This is a genomic window from Bizionia sp. M204, assembly GCF_023205095.1.
GTDB classification, from domain to species: Bacteria; Bacteroidota; Bacteroidia; order Flavobacteriales; family Flavobacteriaceae; genus Algorimicrobium; species Algorimicrobium hallyeonense.
Genome location: NZ_CP046242.1, coordinates 602,309 through 623,780, shown reverse-complemented (window position 1 = coordinate 623,780; position 21,472 = coordinate 602,309). Strand labels below are relative to the sequence as shown.

At 33.8% G+C, this 21,472-nt stretch carries 18 protein-coding genes; 15 read left to right on the top strand and 3 right to left on the bottom strand.

Annotated elements, in window-relative coordinates; translation table 11 throughout:
* Window positions 1-242: 242 nt before the first annotated feature.
* The 10 genes from GMA17_RS02845 (at window position 243) to GMA17_RS02800 (ending at window position 14,975) form a co-directional block, all read left to right on the top strand.
* Window positions 243-2,264, top strand: coding sequence for a sensor histidine kinase (locus tag GMA17_RS02845; protein WP_248398933.1), 2,022 nt, complete (start codon window positions 243-245; stop codon window positions 2,262-2,264).
* Between the two features lie 66 nt (window positions 2,265-2,330).
* A complete protein-coding gene (locus GMA17_RS02840; RefSeq protein WP_248398931.1) occupies window positions 2,331-2,987 on the top strand; it encodes a response regulator transcription factor in 657 nt (218 codons plus the stop codon).
* A 181-nt stretch (window positions 2,988-3,168) separates the two neighbouring features.
* Window positions 3,169-6,003: an excinuclease ABC subunit UvrA gene (gene uvrA, locus GMA17_RS02835; RefSeq protein ID WP_248398929.1), complete on the top strand. Its 2,835-nt coding sequence runs from the start codon at window positions 3,169-3,171 to the stop codon at window positions 6,001-6,003.
* Between the two features lie 54 nt (window positions 6,004-6,057).
* Window positions 6,058-6,228 (top strand): lmo0937 family membrane protein, encoded by a 171-nt coding sequence (locus GMA17_RS02830; protein WP_148367455.1) that lies wholly within the window; start codon window positions 6,058-6,060, stop codon window positions 6,226-6,228.
* 224 nt (window positions 6,229-6,452) lie between these two features.
* Window positions 6,453-7,142 carry a TIGR00730 family Rossman fold protein gene (locus GMA17_RS02825; protein ID WP_248398927.1) on the top strand — a complete coding sequence of 230 codons (690 nt, stop codon included), beginning with the start codon at window positions 6,453-6,455 and terminating at the stop codon, window positions 7,140-7,142.
* Window positions 7,143-7,154: 12 nt separating this feature from the next.
* Window positions 7,155-8,438, top strand: coding sequence for an endonuclease/exonuclease/phosphatase family protein (locus GMA17_RS02820; RefSeq protein ID WP_248398925.1), 1,284 nt, complete (start codon window positions 7,155-7,157; stop codon window positions 8,436-8,438).
* Between the two features lie 65 nt (window positions 8,439-8,503).
* Complete coding sequence (locus GMA17_RS02815) at window positions 8,504-11,272, top strand: metalloprotease (protein WP_248398923.1); 2,769 nt, start codon at window positions 8,504-8,506, stop codon at window positions 11,270-11,272.
* A gap of 185 nt (window positions 11,273-11,457) precedes the next feature.
* On the top strand, window positions 11,458-13,869 hold the full coding sequence (locus tag GMA17_RS02810; RefSeq protein WP_248398921.1) for a thiamine pyrophosphate-dependent enzyme: 2,412 nt from the start codon (window positions 11,458-11,460) through the stop codon (window positions 13,867-13,869).
* Between the two features lie 138 nt (window positions 13,870-14,007).
* A complete protein-coding gene (locus GMA17_RS02805) occupies window positions 14,008-14,385 on the top strand; it encodes a DoxX family protein (protein WP_248398919.1) in 378 nt (125 codons plus the stop codon).
* 113 nt (window positions 14,386-14,498) lie between these two features.
* Window positions 14,499-14,975 (top strand): hypothetical protein, encoded by a 477-nt coding sequence (locus GMA17_RS02800; protein ID WP_248398917.1) that lies wholly within the window; start codon window positions 14,499-14,501, stop codon window positions 14,973-14,975.
* Window positions 14,976-15,155: 180 nt separating this feature from the next.
* Here GMA17_RS02800 and GMA17_RS02795 read toward each other — a convergent pair whose 3' ends face one another.
* Together GMA17_RS02795 and holA are read right to left on the bottom strand one after the other, a co-directional pair.
* Window positions 15,156-15,716, bottom strand: a complete 561-nt coding sequence (locus GMA17_RS02795; RefSeq protein ID WP_248398915.1) for a type 1 glutamine amidotransferase domain-containing protein — start codon at window positions 15,714-15,716, stop codon at window positions 15,156-15,158.
* Window positions 15,717-15,859: 143 nt separating this feature from the next.
* Window positions 15,860-16,864, bottom strand: a complete 1,005-nt coding sequence (gene holA / locus GMA17_RS02790; RefSeq protein WP_248398913.1) for a DNA polymerase III subunit delta — start codon at window positions 16,862-16,864, stop codon at window positions 15,860-15,862.
* 106 nt (window positions 16,865-16,970) lie between these two features.
* Between holA and GMA17_RS02785 the strand changes: the two genes are divergently transcribed.
* The 4 genes from GMA17_RS02785 to GMA17_RS02770 all read left to right on the top strand — a co-directional run bounded on the left by GMA17_RS02785 (window position 16,971) and on the right by GMA17_RS02770 (window position 19,893).
* Complete coding sequence (locus GMA17_RS02785; protein WP_248398911.1) at window positions 16,971-17,411, top strand: type I restriction enzyme HsdR N-terminal domain-containing protein; 441 nt, start codon at window positions 16,971-16,973, stop codon at window positions 17,409-17,411.
* Between the two features lie 13 nt (window positions 17,412-17,424).
* Complete coding sequence (locus GMA17_RS02780) at window positions 17,425-18,405, top strand: glycosyltransferase family 2 protein (protein WP_248398909.1); 981 nt, start codon at window positions 17,425-17,427, stop codon at window positions 18,403-18,405.
* 191 nt (window positions 18,406-18,596) lie between these two features.
* On the top strand, window positions 18,597-19,436 hold the full coding sequence (locus GMA17_RS02775) for an OmpA family protein (RefSeq protein WP_248398907.1): 840 nt from the start codon (window positions 18,597-18,599) through the stop codon (window positions 19,434-19,436).
* Between the two features lie 298 nt (window positions 19,437-19,734).
* Window positions 19,735-19,893, top strand: coding sequence for a hypothetical protein (locus GMA17_RS02770; RefSeq protein ID WP_248398905.1), 159 nt, complete (start codon window positions 19,735-19,737; stop codon window positions 19,891-19,893).
* Window positions 19,894-19,928: 35 nt separating this feature from the next.
* On the opposite strand, the gene GMA17_RS02765 is transcribed toward GMA17_RS02770, so the two are convergent.
* Entirely contained in the window at window positions 19,929-20,549 is a 621-nt protein-coding gene (locus GMA17_RS02765; RefSeq protein ID WP_248398903.1) for an L-threonylcarbamoyladenylate synthase, read from the bottom strand.
* A 42-nt stretch (window positions 20,550-20,591) separates the two neighbouring features.
* Between GMA17_RS02765 and GMA17_RS02760 the strand changes: the two genes are divergently transcribed.
* Complete coding sequence (locus GMA17_RS02760) at window positions 20,592-21,467, top strand: alpha/beta hydrolase (protein WP_305883069.1); 876 nt, start codon at window positions 20,592-20,594, stop codon at window positions 21,465-21,467.
* Window positions 21,468-21,472 lie beyond the last annotated feature (5 nt).

The following is a 21,472-nucleotide window of genomic DNA, read 5'->3' as shown; positions in this document are numbered from 1 at the left end:
TATATTTTAATTTCCTGTTATAACTGATTTTTAAGGCAGAATTGAGGATGGGTTTATATCTAAATTGATATACAATAATAATAAATTACTTGATATTCTAAAGCATGTTTCAGCCAGATTTATTCATTATATGCGCTTTAACTTAACGCCATTTAAGAGCATTATAAACGCTTAATTATTTTTTTTAGACATGTTATGATCAACTCTAAAAGCTATAATTTTACCTAAACAAAAAAAATACAATGAGATCATCCCTTATAATCCTATTGCTTGTGCTTCCGTTTTTTTCATTAGCACAAGACAGAGATTTGGATCAGAATAAAAACCTATTGGAATTAAGCAATAAATATGCTTCTGGTGTCGAACGTTTAAAATTTTTAGATAGTCTATCTAGTGAAATTCGTTACGACTCCACCTTTAATGCCGATTCGGTTTTTAGGGTTACCATTAGTTATGCGCAACAATTGGACTCTATAAATTTGGCTATTAAACATGCAACCAACTTTATAAATTATCTTAATTACGGAAGCAATGATTATGATCAAGCCAAGCAAATTATTCGTGCTACTCAACGTATTGTCCCTCGCGTAACGAAACCCAATTTAATTGATGGTTTTTATTACGAAGCCGCCTATCTTTACTACGATTCACGACAATTTGATGAATCCATAAAGTTGTTTGATAGTGCTTATTATTATGCCGAAAAGTATAAGTCAGAATTCATGGAGTTATCAAAATTTGCAAAAGGAATGGCACTTGTAAATAAAGGCGATTTTGGTTCAGCTTCAATTACACTTCAAGAAGCTTCAAAAATGTTTCAAAATAAAAAAGACACGCTATATTGGTTAAGTGCGAAAAATTCTATCTCCATATTATACAGTAAAAATGGATTCTTTGATGAAGCAAAAAGGGAAAGAGATGAACTTATAAAAATTGCCAATACAACAGATTCCTATCATAATTTACCTGTAGTATATTACAATAATGCCACAGACGACCATAAACTAAACAATGAAAAAAGCAGAATTAAAAATTTAAAACTAGCGGTAGCGGCCAATAACAGATTAAAAAATAAAGCTTATTTTGATGCTCCTCTTAAATTTGGCCTAGCCGTTGGTTTATCAGAAAATGATAGTCTGCAACAAGCAAAAACCATCATTGAAGAATTAGAGCGCAATGACACCAACATAAACGGATACAACAGACCATTTTATTTAAGCGCTAAAATGCATTATGCGTTTGCAGAAAAAAATTATGCGGAAGCTTTACGATATGGAACTGAACACTTTAATTTAAAGAATGACAGTGATCAATATGAAGAATTGCAAGAGGCTTCCTTGTTTTTATCAAAAATCTATGAGCGTATGGGAAATACAAACCAAGCGCTTCTGCATTATAAGAATTACACCAAAATCAAAGACTCCATTGTAAATACTCAAAACACACGCGTTTTAGCCTATTATCAAACGCAGTATGAAACTGAAAAACGAGATTTAATTATTGAAAATCAAACAAACAATATTGCCCTATTAGATTCAGAAAACAACCTAAAAAAACAGTGGCTCCTATTTGGTGGATTAGGTCTTTTTGGGGTTTTTGGGTTTATTACAATTATACGCTCCCGAAATTATGCTAAAAAGAAACAGATTTTGCAAGAAGCATTCACACAGGACATTATAAATACACAAGAACAGGAACGTACCAGATTAGCTTTTGAATTGCATGACTCTGTTGGACAACAACTCATGTTGCTCACCCGGAAACTCAAAACGATTAACAATCCAGATTATGGAAATTTAGCCCATGATACTTTAGCCAATTTAAGAACCATTTCCCAGGGCCTATATCCTGCTACTTTGGAACGTTTAGGGTTTTCATCTGCATTGGAAGATTTGGTCAACGAATTGGATGAAAATACCGACGTATTTTTTACTATGGAAATTGAAAATGCGAATCACCTTATTTCTAAAGAGAATGCTTTGCATTTGTACCGTATGGCGCAAGAAGCATTAAGCAATACGATAAAACATGCCGAAGCAAAAGCCGTTTTTGTGAGTTTGAAAATCAAATCAGATACGCTTCTAATTACAATAAAAGATAATGGTAAAGGATTTGATTATCAAAAAGCACTAGAGAATTCCAAAAGCTTGGGAATGAAATCCCTTTTGGAACGTAGTAAAATAATAAAGGCCTCCTTACATGTTGAATCTGAATTAGGTAAAGGCACGCAATTAGTTATTGCCATACCAAAGTCAAAAATGTAGTATTTTATCTACAATTAAGACTAGAATGATTATCTTTCATAAATAAAATTTTTACCAAGCACAGAAATGTCATCATCAAATAATAATATGCTTAAAAAAGATATTACCATTGTTATTGCTGAAGATCATCCTATCATGCTTAAAGGTTTAAAGCAAGAATTGGAACAAGCTGGCTATAGCATTATTGGTACGGCCGAAAATGGTAACGATGCTGTAAATATAGTCTCAGAGCTAAATCCTAAAATAGCACTTTTAGATATTGAAATGCCTAAACTAACGGGTTTTGAAGTGATAGCCATATGTGCCGAAAACAAAGCCCTACAAACACGTTATATTGTGATGACGTATCACAAAGAGAAAAACTTTGTAGCACAGGCCAAAAAATCTGGTGTTCATGGATATCTTTTAAAAGAAGATAGCTTGGACGAAATTGAAACCTGTATTGCGGCCGTTTTGAATAATGATTCATATTACAGCAGTTCTTTTTCTGATAATTTTGAATTAAATATTGAAAACGAATTGAAAAAATTAGCGCTATTAACACCCTCTGAACGGAAAATAGTTCAATTAATAGCCGAAGGCAAAACATCTATAGAAATTAGCGATATGCTTTGCGTCTCTCCAAGAACTATACAAAAACATCGGACAAATATTATTGAAAAACTGCAATTAAACCCAGCGCCAGACACGCTAATTAACTGGGCAAAGGCTTATAAAAGTTAATTAATAATACGCCTTCATTTAGGCCCATGTATTTAATAGCCTTTGCGTGTAACATGATACACTTTGTAAATTACCATGAAGACTTTTACGCCAAAAAGCATAAACAGACATCGTTTTATATTTAAAGGCATTATCTGTACCTTTGCAAACTGGTCTGTAAATCAGACAAGATTGCTATGCTATGAGTAAATTTGAAGACACCATTGAGGTTCAAGGCGCACGCGTTCACAACCTAAAAAATATAGATGTTTCCATTCCAAGAGAAAAACTGGTTGTTATTACGGGTTTGTCTGGTAGTGGTAAATCATCATTGGCTTTTGACACTATTTATGCCGAAGGACAAAGGCGCTATATTGAAACATTTTCAGCCTATGCACGTCAATTTTTAGGTGGACTGGAACGACCTGATGTAGATAAAATTGATGGACTTTCGCCCGTTATTGCCATTGAGCAAAAAACGACGAGTAAATCGCCACGGTCTACTGTTGGAACCATTACTGAAATTTACGATTTTTTACGATTATTATACGCCAGAGCCAGTGATGCTTATAGTTATAACACAGGCGAACAAATGGTGAGTTATAATGATGATCAGATAAAGGAACTGATTATAGAAACCTTTAACGGCAAACGTATAAACATTTTAGCACCTGTGGTACGTTCAAGAAAAGGGCATTATCGCGAATTGTTTGAGCAAATTGGTAAACAAGGGTTTGTAAAAGTTCGGACGGATGGCGAAATTCGGGATATTGTTAAAGGCATGAAACTGGATCGTTATAAAAATCACGACATTGAAATTGTGATAGATCGGCTTAAAATTGATGCCACAGCAGATAATAATAAACGCCTAACCGAAACCATCAATACAGCCATGTATCATGGTGAAGATGTCCTGATGGTTATTGACCAAGACACCCAGGAAGCACGCTATTTTAGTCGAAATTTAATGTGTCCGAGTTCAGGAATTTCATATCCAAATCCGGAGCCTAATAATTTTTCATTCAATTCGCCAAAAGGTGCTTGTCCAACCTGTAACGGTATTGGAACCTTGTATCAGGTAAATGAAAATAAAATTATTCCAGACGATTCCTTATCCATAAAAGCTGGTGCTTTGGTACCACATGGCCCACAAAAAAACAGTTGGATTTTCAAACAGTTTGAAACCATTGCGCAACGCTATAATTTTTCATTAAACGATGCGTATAAAGATATTCCAGCCGCTGCCAAACAGATGATTTTATATGGCGGAAATGAAAAATTTGAAGTCGAAAATAAAACATTAGGCGTAACCAGAGATTATAAAATTGACTTTGAAGGTGTTGCTAATTTCATAGAAAATCAATACAACACGGCCGAAACAACCTCTTTAAAACGTTGGGCTAAAGAGTATATGGACAAAGTAATTTGTTCAACTTGTGACGGTGCACGACTGCGAAAAGAATCGCTTTATTTTAAAGTAAATGGTTTAAACATTGCCGAATTAGCAAATAAGGACATTGTAGATTTGGCTGCTTGGTTTAAGGATTTACCGAAACATGTATCTAAAAAACAACTTAAAATTTCCGAAGAGATAATTAAAGAAATTTCATCCCGTACCCAATTTTTATTGGATGTTGGTTTAGATTATCTATCATTGAATAGAAGTTCTAAATCCCTTTCAGGTGGTGAGGCGCAACGGATTCGTTTAGCTACACAAATCGGTTCGCAGTTAGTTGGTGTATTATATATTTTAGATGAACCGAGTATAGGTTTACACCAACGTGATAATGAAAAACTGATCAAGTCACTAATCGCGTTACGAGATATTGGTAATTCCGTGATTGTGGTAGAGCACGACAAGGATATGATAGAACATGCCGACTATGTGATTGATGTTGGTCCACGAGCGGGTAAATATGGTGGCGAAATTATAAGCATTGGTACACCAGATGAATTAAAAACACACAATACCTTAACGGCCGATTATTTAAACGGCAAGAAAGAGATTGAAATCCCTGAAAAACGTCGTGAGGGAAACGGTAAAACGCTTTCTTTAAAAGGCTGTACGGGAAATAATTTAAAAAATGTATCTATAGATATTCCTTTGGGTAAAATGGTTGGTGTTACCGGTGTTTCTGGTAGTGGAAAATCTACATTAATAAATGAAACCCTCTACCCGATTATGAATGCCTATTATTTTAATGGCGTTAAAAAACCCATGCCATATAAAAGTATTAAGGGTTTGGAACATATTGATAAAGTTATAGATATTAATCAATCGCCAATTGGTAGAACACCACGAAGCAATCCAGCCACGTACACAGGCGTTTTTAGTGAAATTAGAAGTCTATTTGCTAAAATTCCGGAGGCCATGATTCGTGGATATAAACCTGGACGTTTTAGCTTTAATGTTAAAGGTGGTCGTTGTGAAACCTGTCAAGGTGGTGGTTTACGCGTTATTGAAATGAATTTTCTTCCTGACGTTTATGTGGAATGTGAAACCTGTCAAGGCAAGCGTTTTAATCGGGAAACATTAGAAATTAGATACAAGGGAAAGTCTATTAGCGATGTGTTGAATATGACCATGAATGAAGCGGTTGATTTCTTTGAGCACATTCCTAAAATTCATAAAAAAGTAAAAACCATTCAGGATGTTGGACTGGGTTATATTACACTAGGCCAACAAAGTACCACATTATCTGGTGGTGAAGCCCAACGGATAAAATTAGCAACCGAATTAAGCAAACGCGATACAGGAAACACCTTTTATATTTTAGATGAACCTACAACAGGCTTGCATTTTGAAGATATTCGTGTTTTAATGCAAGTGTTGAATAAATTGGTTAATAAAGGAAATACGATTTTAATCATTGAACACAACCTAGATGTAATAAAAACGGTAGATTATATTATAGATGTTGGTCCAGAAGGCGGAAAAGGTGGTGGCCAAATTATAGCCAAAGGCACACCTGAAGAGCTTATAAAAAACAAAAAAAGTTATACAGCCCAATTTCTCAAAAAAGAACTAAAACAATAAACATCTCAAATTTATTTAGTAGTTTAGTAGGATAACCCTTTAAAATTTAAAAATATGAGAAGTTTACTTTGGCTTGTAGCCGTAATTTGTATTGTTATTTGGATTTTAGGATTTTTTGGAATTGTATCTGGAATGCCTACAGGTAATTTAATTCACATACTACTGGTAATTGCCATAATTGTAGTATTGTACAACCTTATTTCAGGACGTGGTCCTTTGAGATAAAATTAAAGATTTAAACTATTTTTAAAAGACGAATCATTTTGGTTTGTCTTTTTTATGCATTAACCTCAAAAATTTAAATATTAATTAGAAATCAGTTAGGAGCCGGAAATCGAAATGATTTAAATAAAGCATGATTAATGTGCTTATTTCTCTTAAATTTGCTTTTGGATTTACATTTCCCAAGTATTTCAATAATAAAACATTAGAAAAAAATTATAATAAGAATGAGAAAAGAACAACACCACAAACGTTGGAATGAAGTAAAAACAAACGATTCCTGGGCTATTTTTAAAATCATGGGTGAATTCGTGAATGGCTATGAAAAATTAAGTAAAATAGGTCCTTGTGTTTCTATTTTTGGTTCTGCTCGTACCAAACCAGACCATAAATACTATAAACTAGCTGAAGAAGTAGCTTGCAAAATAGTAGAACATGGCTATGGTGTTATAACTGGTGGTGGACCTGGAATTATGGAAGCTGGAAATAAAGGTGCTCATATTGCAGGTGGAACATCGGTTGGTTTAAATATTGATTTACCGTTTGAGCAACATGACAATCCATATATTGATTCTGATAAAAGTTTAGATTTCGATTATTTCTTCGTGCGGAAAGTCATGTTTGTAAAATATTCACAAGGTTTTGTGGTAATGCCTGGTGGCTTTGGAACTTTAGATGAATTATTTGAAGCCATTACCCTAATTCAAACAAATAAAATTGAAAAATTCCCCATTATTTTAGTTGGAACTGATTTTTGGTCCGGATTATTGGATTGGATTAAAGCGACCGTTTTAGATGGTTTTGCCAATGTAAGTGCCCATGATTTAGATTTAATTCACCTCGTTGATACGGCTGATGAAGTTATTCCAATTCTAGACAGTTTCTATAAAGAATCTGAATTGTCGCCTAACTTCTAAAAACGTCTCATATTGGCCTACATAAAAAACAAAGGATTCTTTTTGGTGCTTTTCGGTATCTTAAATTTTACAGGAATATATTCTCAAGCATCTTTTAATGTGATGTTTTACAATATCCTGAACTTTCCTTCAGAAAATGCTGTGCCAAATAGAATTGCTCATTTAGAAGTGATTTTGGATGATTATCGTCCTGATATTTTTATGGTTTGTGAACTCAACAATGAGTTTGGGGCAAATAGTATTTTACAAATGATTCAAGAGAGAATTAACAATGATTTTGAGATGGCAACATTTCAAACCAATACCTCTGATGATACTATTGGGAACCAAAACGATTTACAAAACCTGATTTATTATGATGGTTCTAAATTCACTTTAGAGAGCCAAACAATTGTACCTACTATTTACAGAGATTTTAATCACTATCGCTTAAAACTAAATACGGTTAACCAAGACACCAACCCACTCTATTTGGATGCCATAGTTTGTCATTTAAAAGCATCTAACGGAACCCAAAATCAAGTTTCCAGGCTGCAAATGGTTAACGATTTAACAACCTATTTAGGTGGGTTACCAACCAATAGTAATGTCCTATTGGCGGGCGATTTTAATGTATATACCAGTTCAGAACCTGCTTTTCAGGAATTAATTGACACCACAAACCCAATCACTTTTGTAGATCCTGCAAATAGCATGGGAAGTTGGCATAATAACACCAATTATGTCAATGTATTTACACAATCTACTAGAACCCAAACGGGTTTTGGCGGTTCAAATGGCGGATTTGATGATCGTTTTGATTTTATCATGACTTCGGAAAATATGATAACCAATTCAGATTTGTATTACAGTCCTAACAGTTATCAAGTTTATGGTAATAATGGTAATGTACCTTGCTATAATAAATCTATAATTGATTCAGAATGTGCAGGAGCCAAGTTTTCCGTTAGCATTCGTGAAGCACTTTATTACTTTAGTGATCACTTACCAGTAACCCTAAAAATTTCTACGAATGCCACCTTATCAATCCCAGAATTTTCAACTTCTATAAGCAAGCCAATTGAAATTGTTGGTCCAAACTACATACAAAATACCTTAACCTTAAAAGTTAATACGCTTCCTCAAGGAACGAACTATTTAAAAATCTACAACACATTAGGACAACACGTAAAAACCATCCCAGTTAAAACTGCGTATACTTATAACGTAACCTTAACAAATTTATCTGCTGGCATCTATTATATTGTAGCCAACAACACACAAGTTGAACCTTTAAAGTTTATTAAAACACATTGAGCATTCGATATCTATTAACGAGCATCTTTTTTTCATTTAGTATTCTAGCATTTGGACAAAATGCCATGAATATTAAAGCGACGTTTGATGTGGAAAAAAATCAGATACGCATTGCGCAATCTATTACCTATTTTAATAAAACTAATGATACACTTCAAACCATTTATTTAAACGATTGGAGCAACAGTTTTGCAACAAAAAGTACGCCTTTAGCAAAACGTTTTTCTGAAGAGTTTAAAACGGAGTTTCACTTTGCAAAAAATGAAGATCGTGGGTATTCTGTAATAACATCCATCCATCAAAATAATAAAGAATTACGTTTTGATCGTGTTAAAGAGCATATTGATGTTGTTAAGGTGGAATTAGAAAACCCCTTACTTCCACACAATTCATACACCATTCAATTAAATTATATTGTTCAAGTACCCAATGACAAGTTTACACGATATGGGGTGAGTTCCTTTGGCGACTATAATCTTCGGTATTGGTATGTTACGCCAGCTATTTATAATGGTGATTGGCAATATAGCAGTCATAAAGATTTAGATGATATGTTTGTGCCGGCCTCAGATATCCGACTAGAAGTTACCTGTCCATTAGGTTATTATCTAGAATCTGAATTAGATAAAATTGATTATTTCCATGTAAAGGACACACAAACGGTTGTGTTTTCAGGGAAAAATCGTGTTAATTCCAAGTTGTTTTTAAACAAACTGTCTTTATATCGTGAGATAGAAACAGATCAGTTCACCATTGTTTCCAATGTAGATGATGAGAATCTAAGTGTCATGAATAAAGCATTGGTTACGGACAAAATAGTTCAGTTTTTAACCACTAATTTAGGCGAATATCCACATGAACGTTTATTGATTACGGATATTGATTATCGTAAAAGTCCTATTTATGGATTGAATTTATTGCCGAGTTTCATCAGACCTTTCCCTGATCACTTTCAGTATGAATTAAAAATATTAAAAACAGGACTTCGTAATTATTTAGAAAATATACTACTAATTAATCCACGAACGGACCAATGGTTAATAGATGGGATTCAAACCTACTATTTAATGAAATATGTGGATGAGAATTATCCAGATATGAAATTAGCTGGAACGCTTTCTAATATTTGGGGTATCAAGTCATTTCATGCTATGCAATTGGATTTCAATGCACAATATAGTTTTCTATATATGCATATGGCGCGCCAAAATATTGATCAGCCATTAAGCATGGCAAAAGATTCGCTAATAAAATTTAATGAAAACATAGCCAATAAGTATAAAGCTGGCGTTGGTTTAAAGTATGTTAATGATTATTTAGGAAACAACACGGTAGATTCTACCCTAACCGAATTTCTAAACACTAATAAATATAAAGAAGTAACCACCGAAAGTTTTGAGCATTTTTTAAAATCGAAAACTGATAAAGATTTAGACTGGTTTTTTACCGATTACATTCACTCAAAAAAATATATTGATTACACCATTTCCAAAGCCGTTCGCGAAAACGACTCCATTCGGGTAACTATTAAAAATAAAAGCAATATTAATGTGCCAATCACCTTATTCTCGTTCACCGATAAAACGGTGACCTCAAAAATTTGGTTAGGTAGTATTAAAGATTCGCTAACGGTAACGATTCCTGATACAGAAACCACGAAGGTTGTTTTAAATCATGACCAAGTTGTTCCAGAATTTAATATGCGTAACAATACCAAGACGCTCACAAAAGCACTATTTAACAGGCCATTACAAGTTCGGTTAATTAAAGATATTGAAGATCCTGATTACAACCAGATTTTTCTCATGCCCATTGTGGAATTTAATAATATTTATGATGGTATTGTTTTAGGTGTTAAAGCTTACAATAAAACAGTGTTACGCAAAAATTTCTATTATAAAGTAGCACCACAATATGGTTTAAAATCACAATCCCTTACGGGTTCTATTACGCTAAACTACATTCAGTATATTGATGATTCCTCACCATTATTCAACATTAATTATGGTGTTGGCGCCAGTTATTCCAGTTATGCAGATGGTTTGTTTGTACGGAAGTTTACACCTGCCGTTCAATTATCGTTTCGTGATAAAAGCAACCTACGTTCCAACAAGCGCCACTATTTAAACTTACGCTATGTGGATATTAATAGGGATTCGGATCCTACTGCTTTACTGACTTCTGAAACCAATCAGCCTAATTATGGTGTTCTTAATTTGCGTTATAATCATATTGACAAAGATTTGGTGAACTACTCCTCATGGTTTGCGGACACGCAGTTTTCGGAAAAATTCGGAAAAGTAGCGCTGAATTATGAGTATAGAAAGCTTTCAAAAAACAACCGTCAATATAATTTACGCTTCTTTGCTGGTGTGTTTCTTTATAATAAGACCTACAATGATTCTGATTACTTCAGCTTTGCTCTGGATAGACCAACCGATTATTTATTCGACTACAACTATTACGGACGCTCTGAAAGCGATGGGCTATTCAGCCAGCAACTTATAATTGCGGAAGGCGGTTTTAAATCGCAATTAGAACCTAGTTTTGCCAACCAATGGATTACCACCTTAAATGGCAGTATGACTATTTGGAAATACATCATGGCTTATGGTGATGTTGGTTTCGTGAAAAACCATAATGATGGTGCCGAATTTGTTTATGATACAGGTGTACGTGTGAGTTTAATTGAAGATTATTTTGAACTCTATTTTCCGGTGTATTCCAATTTAGGATGGGAAGTTGCCCAACCACAATATGCCGAGAAAATTAGATTTATTGTGACTTTAGATTTTAAAACCCTGTTAGGATTATTTACGAGACGTTGGTATTAATTATATATAACGTAGCATCTTCTCATTCACTACACTATCTGCAACAGAATCCTTAAAATCATCATTTTATTATTAATTTAATAGAAAAACAGGCTATTTTCTTATAATCATGCATTTTTATAACAGTATTTCCCGTTGTGAATCTTACTTATAATAATTACCTTTGCAAAAACACCTATTCACGTATGAAAGCAAATCCTGAAGTAAACAAAGACCTTTCTTTTGAAGATTTTAAAGCCGAAGTTTTAAACGATTATCACCTAGCTGTTACCTCTCGCGAGTGTAGTTTATTAGGTCGTCGTGAAGTGCTTTCTGGTAAAGCAAAATTTGGAATTTTTGGCGATGGTAAAGAAGTACCACAATTAGCCATGGCAAAGGCATTCAAAAATGGCGATTTTCGTTCAGGATATTATCGTGATCAAACCTTTATGATGGCTATTGGCAAACTAAATATCGAGCAGTTTTTTGCTGGACTGTATGCTAATACGGATTTAAAAGAAGAACCAATGTCTGCAGGACGCCAAATGGGTGGTCATTTTTCTACGCAGAGTTTGGATGAACATGGAAATTGGAAAAATTTGCTAGAACAAAAAAATTCAAGTTCAGATATTTCGCCTACGGCTGGGCAAATGCCACGCTTATTAGGATTAGCACAAGCATCAAAAATTTACAGACATGTAAAAGGTATTGATACCACTAACTTTTCAAACGAAGGAAATGAAGTAGCATGGGGAACCATTGGAAATGCCAGTACAAGTGAAGGGTTGTTTTTTGAAACTATTAATGCTGCTGGTGTTTTACAAGTACCAATGGTAATGAGTGTTTGGGATGATGAATACGGTATTTCGGTTCATGCTAAACATCAAACAACTAAAGAAAATATATCAGAAATCTTAAAAGGTTTCCAACGTGAAAATGACCAAAAGGGATATGAAATTTTGCGTGTTATTGGTTGGGATTATCCAGCCTTAATTGAAACCTACCAAAAAGCGTCTAAAATTGCACGTGAAGAACATGTGCCTGTTTTAATACACGTTCAGGAATTAACACAACCTCAAGGGCATTCAACGTCTGGTTCGCATGAGCGCTATAAAAATGAAGAGCGTTTGGCTTGGGAAGTAGAACGCGATTGTAATTCCAAGCTTCGCGAATGGATTATTGCCAATGGTATTGCCACGGATGAGGATTTATCCGCTGTTGAAAAAACCATTAAAAAGCAAGTTCGCGACGGTAAAAAAGCCGCTTGGACCGCTTTTACACAACCTTTAAAAAATGAGAAGATTGAACTCGTTGCTTTACTAGAAAAAGTTGCTGCAGCTAGTTCTAATAAAGTGTTTATTGAAAAGCTTAAAAATGATTTAGCTGATAATTCAGAGCCCATTCGTAAAGATGTTTTATCTACAGCACGCAAAGCATTGCGTTATGTTGTAAATGAAACATCAGAAACTAAAAATGAATTAGCCGCGTGGATTAATAGCTATATAGCGGAGGTTCAACCAAAATACAGTTCACATTTATATTCACATTCTGATAAATCGGCATTGATAGTTCAGGAAGTGAAACCCACTTATGACGATTCTAGTGAAGAAGTAGATGCACGTTTAGTAATTCGTGATAACTTTGATGCCATTTTTAGCAAATACCCTGAAGCGCTTATTTTTGGTGAAGACGCTGGACATATTGGCGATGTTAACCAAGGTTTGGAGGGTATGCAAGAAAAATATGGTGAATTACGGGTTTCCGATGTTGGGATTCGCGAAGCCACTATTTTGGGGCAAGGAATTGGTATGGCCATGCGTGGTTTACGTCCCATTGCTGAAATTCAATATTTGGATTATATTCTGTACGCCTTGCAAATTATGAGTGATGATTTAGCAAGTTTACATTACCGAACTAAAGGTCGTCAAAAAGCGCCTGTAATTATTAGAACACGTGGTCACAGACTGGAAGGTATTTGGCATTCAGGTTCACAAATGGGTGGTGTTATTCATTTAATTCGTGGGATTCATGTACTCGTTCCAAGAAACATGACCAAAGCTGCTGGTTTTTATAATACATTATTAGAAGGTGATGAACCTGCTTTAATTGTAGAATGCTTAAATGGATACCGTTTAAAAGAAAAAATGCCAACCAATATTGGTGAATTTAAAACACCATTAGGTGTTGTAGAAACCATTCGGGAAGGTAATGATATTACGTTAGTGTCTTATGGTTCAACACTTCGGGTGATTGAGCAAGCTGCTAAAGAATTGCAAGAAGTAGGTATTAATGCCGAAATTATTGATGTACAATCTCTATTGCCTTTCGATTTAAATCATGATATTGTTAAGAGTGTGGCAAAAACAAATCGTTTAATGGTTATTGATGAAGATGTTCCTGGAGGTGCCTCTGCATATATATTAAATGAAGTTTTAAATACACAGAACGCCTATAAACATTTAGATAGTAAGCCAGAAACATTAACTGCCAAAGCACACAGACCAGCTTATGGAACGGATGGTGATTACTTCTCTAAACCGTCTGTTGAAGATGTTTTTGAAGCGGTTTACAACGTCATGCATGAATCAAATCCTACCGATTTTCCAAAATTGAGATAAGTCGCAATATTTAAAAGTAATTTTAAAGACCTGATTGTTTAAATTAACAATCAGGTCTTTTTGTTTTTATTATATTTATGCTCTAACTAAAACAATGATGCTTTTTATTTATATTGGCTTCAGAAAAAAAACGACCCTATGCTGACAAAAAATTACAACGATTTAGCTTTAGCTATTTTAAGAGTTGGACTCTCTGGAATGATGCTTGTTCATGGAATTCCTAAAATTGAACGTTTATTTACAAGTCCTATTGAGTTTGGCGACCCTATTGGAGTTGGACCAACATTATCATTAATATTAGCCCTTATTGGAGAAGTAGTTGCTCCTATCCTCATTATCATTGGTTTTAAAACCAAATTAGCGGCGCTACCGGCAGCCATTACCATGTTTGTTGCGGCATTTATTGTGCATTGGGAAGATGATTTTGGCACCAAAGAAAAAGCACTTTTATACCTTGTTGGATTTCTAGTGATATTTTTAGCAGGACCTGGAAAGTACGCTTTAGATAAACGCTAATTCTGACCCTTACAATATAAAACGATTCCTCATTTTAAGGGGTTGATTTGATTTAATTAAACTAAAAAATTCCCGTCCATGCCTATATGTATTAAGGTTGACGAGAAATAAATATGAAAGCCGTTTCCGTAATTACCATAAAAAAAGAGTTACAGCATAAATCCGATAAAGATTTAATGGAATTGGTGCTGCGCTTGTCTAAATTTAAAAAAGAAAATAAGGAGTTGCTCACCTATTTGTTATTTGAGTCTCATGATGAAACGGGTTATATAGAATCTGTTAAAAACGAAATCGATTTGCAGTTTTCAACCATTAATACTACAAGTTATTTCTATATCAAAAAAAGTGTTCGGAAAATCTTGCGACTCATAAAAAAGTACGCACGCTATTCCTTAAAAAAGGAAACGGAAGTCGAGCTTCTGCTCTATTTTTGTGAAAGCTTAAAAGATATAACACCTTCAATAAAAAGAAATGTAACGCTTACTAATATTTTTGAAAGGCAAATTTTAATGATTGAAAAAATTGTTAAAACCCTACATGAAGATTTACAGTATGATTATAACCTGGTATTGGAAGAGTTGAAAGAATAATAAATCAAATACGGCGTTAAATTATACGCCTATGAAAGTCGGTACAATTTCTTTGTTTTCGTTATTCAGAAAAAAATGATGGGTTTCTGAAACTAGTTCACCATGACGCAGGTTTGAATAAACATAAAAAAAACGCAAACCTTAAGGTTTGCGTTTTTTAATATAGGATTGACAAATAGATTACGCCATCTGTGCTTCATGTTTACCTTCATAAACTTCTTCCACTAATTTCTTATTGAAAGCTGGTAAATCTTTCGGTGAACGACTTGTTACTAAACCACTATCCACCACAACTTCTTCATCGACCCAGTTCGCGCCAGCATTTATGATATCTGTTTTAATAGATCCGTAAGATGTTACTTTTCGGCCTTTTAAAACATCTGCTTCCGCTAATAACCAAGGTGCATGACAGATTGCTGCAACGGGTTTGTGATTTTCAAAAAATGATTTCACAAAACTCACGGCATTTTTATTCTTTCGCAATACGTCAGGATTAATGACTCCTCCCGGTAACATTAAAGCGTTGTAATCATTTTGCGATACATTGTCTAACGTTTTATCTACCGTATAGGTTTTACCCCAATTACCATCAGTCCATGATTTTATAGTTCCTGATTCTAAACTCACAATATCTACATGAGCTCCTGCTTCTTCTAGTGCTTTTTTTGGTTCTCTTAATTCACTTTCTTCAAAACCATTTGTAGCTAATATAGCTACTCTCTTTTTATTTAAATCCTTCATTTTAAGTATTTTTAAGATTATTAATTCGTTTACCTTAATATAATAGATATCTAGGCTCCCAACGAATTTGAGCCGTCATTTAACGGAAGTTTAATAAAAAATGTTAAAGGATAAAGTTGAGATGTTAAAATGAAGAAAAACTGTTAATACATAATCCGAACCATAAGTTCTTTCAGTAAATCGCTTTGTGGAACCGCATTGGCGCCTACGCCTTTTCCTTTCACATCAAAAACACGAAGATCAGAAATAATAGCACTGACCTTTTTCATGGGATAATTACGAGCCGCAACTATATATTCCTCTGTAAAATAAGGCGATATTTTTAAGGCAGCTGCTACATTTCTTGATGATTTATCCTTTAATCCATGTAAATGTAACACGCGACTAAAATACGTATATAAAAAACCAACGGTTAAAACCATAGGATTATCCTTTGGGTTTTCGCCAAAGTAGTTGATAATTTTATTCGCTTTTACCACATCACGATAGCCTATTGCTTTGTGCAACTCAAAATTATTATAGTCTTTACTGATTCCTATGTTTACCTCAATTAGTTCAGGTGTAATTTGTGTACCTTCTGGTAATACAATTCGCAGTTTATCTAATTCATTACTAATTTTGCTTAAATCTGTACCCAAAAACTCGGTTAACATCTGCGCTCCTTTTGGCGTGATACTATAGTTTTTTCCTGCCAAAACCTTATTAATCCAAGACGGCACTTGGTTGTCATATAATTTTTTGCTTTCAAAAACAAGAGCCGTTTTATTCAATGCCTTATATAAAGATTTTCGTTTGTCAATTGTTTTATATTTATAATTAAACACCAGAATGGTTGAAGGTTGCGGGTTTTTAGCGTATTCCACTAAATTTTCAATCGTTCGTGATAAATCTTGTGCTTCCTTAACAATAATGACTTGGTATTCCGCCATCATGGGGAAACGTTTAGCATTACCTACAACTTCATCAATAGTTACATCGCGACCATATAATACCATTTGGTTAAAACCGCGTTCTTCTTCTGTTAAAACGGTTTCTTGAATATAATCGGAAACCTTATCAATATAATAAGGCTCTTCACCCATTAAAAAATAAATAGGCTTAAAATTCCGGTTTTTAATATCGCTTACTAATTGTTTGACTTCGTCCAAAATTGCTGACTTTTCGAAATTTAAAATACCTATTCCTAAAAAAGTGGTAAGGCATTTGGTTTTTGACTATTGAACGTTAACTTTGGCAAAACCATAAGTGGCAACTATGCAAGCACTCAATTTTCCGAAGTTTTCGTTTCGTTTCAAAAATAGCGAAAATAAAGTATCTATATTCGATCCTATTCGGAAAAAATTTGTGATTTTACAACCGGAAGAATGGGTTCGTCAGCATTGCTTGCAAGTTTTAATGCAGGAAAAAAACTATCCTAAATCGCTTATAAACGTTGAAAAGGAATTGCGTGTCAACAATTTAAAGAAACGTTATGATATTGTCGTTTATAATTCTGATGGTACCATTCACCTAATTGTTGAATGTAAAGCGCCCAGCATCCCAATTAATCAAAGTACATTTGACCAAATTGCACAATATAACTTAACCCTAAACGCTACCTATTTAATGGTAACAAATGGTTTAAATCATTATTATTGCCAAATGGATTTAAAAGCGGAATGCTACACATTTTTAAAAGATATTCCTGATTATTAGAGAGATTAATACTATGAAAATAGCCGTTGTTATATTGAATTGGAATGGCCAAAAACTGTTGGAGCAGTTTTTGCCAGCCGTTATGGCTTTTTCTGAAGAAGCTAATATTTATGTTGCCGATAATGCATCTACCGATGATTCTGTCCATTATATAAAGGAGAACTTTCCAGAAATCACCATTATCAAAAATTCTGAAAATGGTGGTTACGCAAAGGGCTATAATGACGCTTTAAAACAGGTTGAGGAAGACATCTATTGTTTGTTGAATTCGGATGTGGAGGTGACAGAAAATTGGTTAGAATCGATTCTTGAAGAATTTGAAAACAACCCTGAAACAGCTATCATTCAACCAAAAATTTTAGATTTTAAAAACAAGGCTTATTTTGAATATGCTGGCGCAGCAGGCGGTTTTATAGATAAATATGGTTATCCGTTTTGCCGTGGACGTGTTTTTAATACTCTTGAAAAAGACAATAAGCAATACAATGACAAGACCAATATATTTTGGGCATCAGGAGCTTGTTTCTTCATCAGAAAATCAGTTTTTAAAAATTTAAGCGGTTTTGATGAATCGTTTTTTGCGCACATGGAGGAAATTGACTTATGTTGGCGCGCTTTCAATCAAGATTTAAAAACGGTTTATATAGGAACATCAACAGTTTATCATGTAGGTGGCGCAACATTAAAAAATACCAACCCAAAAAAAACCTATTTAAACTTTAGAAATAGTTTATTTACAATCACAAAAAATGCGTCTGGCAATTTATTCTTCCTAATTTTTACACGACTCTTATTAGATGGACTTGCCAGCATTATGTTTTTATTCACGTTGAAATTTCAGCATATTTTAGCTGTATTAAAAGCGCATTTAAGTTTTTATAAAAACCTTCCAAACCTGCTGAAAAAGCGAGCGGTGCTCCACCAGAAAGCTGGCTACTTTCAAACAAAATCGATTGTTTGGGACTATTATATTAAAGGCACCTATCGCTCTTAAAAATGATCATTATTTTATAGAGCACATTTCTTAATCAAATAAGTTAAAAACAATTGCGTTTTTCCTTTATTATACTGAAAACTAATTGTTTATAAATTTGTTAAAGTTTTTGTTAATACATGCCAAATGAACTAATCTTTTGTATAATTTTGGTATGTTAATAATTAACACCTAAAATCACATTAAGTATTATGAAAAAACTAATTTTATTGAGTATTTCCGCCATGTTCCTATTAGGTTCATGCGTTTCCAAGAAAGAATATGCAGCTCTTGAAGCCAAGCAAAAAGAAACACAAGATTTATTAAATACTGCTACGATAAAGTTAAACTCTTGCTTATCTAAAGCACAAGGTTTAGAAGATCGTCTAGCCGACTTTAAGAAGACCAACGAAAATCTTATTATCAGTAATGAGGCCTTAACTATGCTAACTACTAAAGGTGCTAGCAATGTTGAAAAGTCTCTTGAAAGTTTAAAAGAAAAAGATTTAAGAATTTCTAGATTGCAAGATGCTGTTAGCAAAAAAGACAGTGTCATGTTAGCACTTGTTACAAGTTTAAAGAAAGAAGTAGGTATCAACGATCCAGACATTCAAGTTAATGTTGAAAAAGGTGTGGTATTTATTTCAATTGCTGATAAAGTATTATTCCAAAGTGGTAGTTACAACGTATCAACTAGAGCTAAAGAAATTTTAGGAAAAGTGGCCACAGTTGTAAAAGCGAAGCCTACATTTGAATGTATGGTTGAAGCGCATACAGATCCTGTTCCATACAACAGACCTCCACTTATTGACAACTGGGATTTAAGTGTTAAACGTGCAACCTCTGTTGTTCGTGTATTAGAAGATTTAGGTGTAGCTCCTAAACAACTTATTGCGGCTGGTCGTTCAGAATTCCAACCTTTAGTAGATAATGACACGGCAGAAAACAGAGCTAAAAATAGACGTACTAGAATTATTGTTTTACCAAAAATTGATGAATTCTACGAAATGATTGACAAGGAAATGAAAAACCTTGCAGCTGACGGTAGATAATCGTTTAAGCCTATAAAATTTAAAAGCCCAATCGTTAAGATTGGGCTTTTTTTGTTCCCTTATGTCATGAAAAATATTTTTTTCAAATGAATCAATAATTAACATCATTTGTGTTAATAAAATGGGATATTTCTTATAATTTAACAGTAAACAAATAGTTTAACCAATATATTATCCCGTTTATAGAATAATTAATATTTTAATAAATTATTATTTTAAATTTAAGTAACCCAAAACTACCGTAACTTTTTCTTTGTGAAATTTTTTGGCAATCGCCTACTTCAAAACCAATTTTACTATGAAACAGACATTACACTATGAGTTTGAAAGAAAATCTAAAAATCATTTGGATTGGCTTATCAATGTGATTAAATCTGAAAAATATTTTCAAGCAGACTCTATTATCATAAGCGGTAAGGAGTCCAACCGATTTTCAAGAAATTTAAAATCCGCTTAATACTCAAAAACAAAAAAAAGGTGGTTTAAAGATTTCTAAAAAATCTCTAAACTACCTTTTCCTTCTCTCACTATTATTGGTGTGTCTTCAGATAAATCGATAACGGTAGATGCCACGTTATCACCATAACCAGCATCTATAACCAAATCGACTAAATTTTCCCATTTTTCAAAAATCAATTCAGGATCTGTAGTATATTCCAAAACATCATCTTCATCACGAATGGATGTAGAAATAATAGGGTTTCCTAATTGCTTTACTATTTCCAACGCTATATTATTACTAGGCACACGAATACCAACGGTTTTCTTTTTTTTAAAAACAGAAGGAAGGGATTTTGCTCCTGGTAAAATAAAAGTGTACGGCCCAGGAAGCGCCCGTTTTAAAATTTTAAAAGTTGTGGTGTCTATTTGCTTAACATAATCGCTTAAATTACTTAAATCGTGACAGATAAAAGAAAAATTTGACTTTTCTAGCTTGACACCTTTAATTCTAGCAATTTTTTCCAAAGCTTTTACATTGGTAATATCACACCCTAATCCATAAACGGTATCGGTTGGATAAATAATTAAACCGCCTCGTTTTAAAATTTCAACAACCCGCTTAATCTCTTTCGGATTTGGGTTTTCTTCGTATATTCTTATAAATTCAGCCATACTATTATTCGGAAAATATCGTTAACTTAAGCAAGATACTTAATTCTATTTATTATGAAAACTATTCATTCGCTCTTATTGTGCTCATTAACAGTTTTACTTGTGTTTTCATGCGATTCCGATGATGAGACCTCTCAAGGCTCAAATTTAAACTCCGCAGCCTATTACGAAAAATTAAATGTTTCTTACGGAAATAGTATTCATCAAAAATTTGATATTTATCTTCCAGCAAATAGAACATTAGATACCAATGTTATGATTTTGATACATGGAGGCGGTTGGAGCGCAGGTGACAAAAATGACATGAATGGTTTTAGGGATTACATTAAAAATGAATTTCCAAACATGGGCATTGTAAACATGAATTACCGCTTAGCCGACGCCAACAATCAGCCATACCCGATGCAAATTAATGATATTACAGCTGTAATTAATTATTTAAAAAATGAACGCGAATTTTATGTTATTGATAATGATTTTGCGTTTGTAGGCGTAAGTGCTGGCGCACATTTAGCATTATTATGGAGCTATGCCTTTGATACTGGTTCTGATATAGATATGGTTTGCAGCATTGTTGGACCTACCAATTTAGCGGATCCCGCATATTTGAACAATACGAACCCTGAATTACAAGCGCTTTTAGATCTTTATGGTCTTGATGCCTCTATAGAATTTCTAGAAGAAGCAAGCCCATATCATCGTGCCACAGCTTCTGCACCGCCTACCATATTGTTTTATGGGGGAATGGACCCACTAATTCCCGTATCACAAGGAACCGATATGCATGCGAAGTTGGATAATTTAGGTGTTACCAATGAATTCACCCTATACCCAAATGCAGGTCATGGCTGGATTGGTCTTGAATTGTTAGATTCCACTATTAAACTAAAAGCCTTTATGCAAACACATTTTGATTAGCACTT